The organism is Paenibacillus sp. LHD-38 (assembly GCF_031157315.1).
Classification (GTDB): Bacteria; Bacillota; Bacilli; order Paenibacillales; family Paenibacillaceae; genus Pristimantibacillus.
The window spans coordinates 1-1,013 of sequence record NZ_JAVIFU010000135.1 but is presented as its reverse complement, the minus strand read 5'-3'; the positions used below and the strand labels follow the sequence as shown (position 1 = coordinate 1,013).

General features: G+C 43.8%; 1 protein-coding gene. It reads left to right on the top strand.

Features of this window, described 5'->3' with window-relative positions; translation table 11 throughout:
- Positions 1-39: 39 nt before the first annotated feature.
- Positions 40-1,013 (top strand): ISL3 family transposase (locus RCO25_RS34590; RefSeq protein ID WP_309000569.1); only part of this gene is annotated, 974 nt, incomplete at its 3' end.

Sequence of the window (1,013 nt, the reverse complement as noted above, 5' to 3'; positions counted from 1 at the left end):
ATACTGCCTGGTAAGAATATTAATAGGGTGGTAAGGACGATGTGGACCTCATTAAGTAGCAACGATAATTTAATTGCGGATATGTTCAAAGTTGCATTAGCACTTGAAGAACCATGGAAATTAACACATATTGAGTACGACGATCAAGATGAAGCTTGGCACTTATTTGTTGATTTTGAACGTGGAGCCCTGTTTCCATGTCCGAATTGCGGAACAGCATGCAAGGCTTACGATGCAGAGAAAAAACATTGGCGCCATCTCGATTTCTGGAATTGGAAAACTTATATGCATGCCAGGGTTCCAAGAACGGACTGCAAAAGCTGTAATAAAGTAACGTTGGTACCTGTGAAGTGGTCACGTCTAAAGTCGCATTTCACCTTACAATTTGACGCATGGGCCATGCGATTAATGGCCGAAATGCCAGTCAATGCTGCAGCGCGTGAACTGAGAGAGCATGACACACGCATGTGGAGGATTTTCCATCACTACGTCGATCAAGCTATGGCTGAATTGGATTTAACTCCTGTTAGGCGAATTGCAGTCGATGAAACTTCGTCACGCCGCGGCCACCGCTACATCACTTTGTTTGTGGATGTGGATACAAAGACTGTACTGTTCGCGACAGAAGGAAAAGGCAAGGACACGCTTGCCCGTTTCAAACAGCATTTACACGATAAAGGCGTAGAAACGGCGCAAATACAGGAAATCTGCTGCGATATGTCTATCGCATTTATTCGAGGAATTGAAGAGCAGTTCCCCTCAGCAGAAATTACATTTGATAAGTTTCACGTAATGAAGATGGTGAATGAAGCCGTTGATGATGTACGCAAAGCCGAGCAGAAAGAAGCACCACAACTGAAGCGAACCAAGTATCTCTGGTTAAAGAATGAAAGCAATCTGAAGGCGGAGCAGAAAGAAGAACTACAAAGCCTAAAAGACAGCAACTTAAAAACGGGCAGAGCTTACCAGTTAAAATTGGCTATGCAGGATTTATGGATAACGCCACACCTACT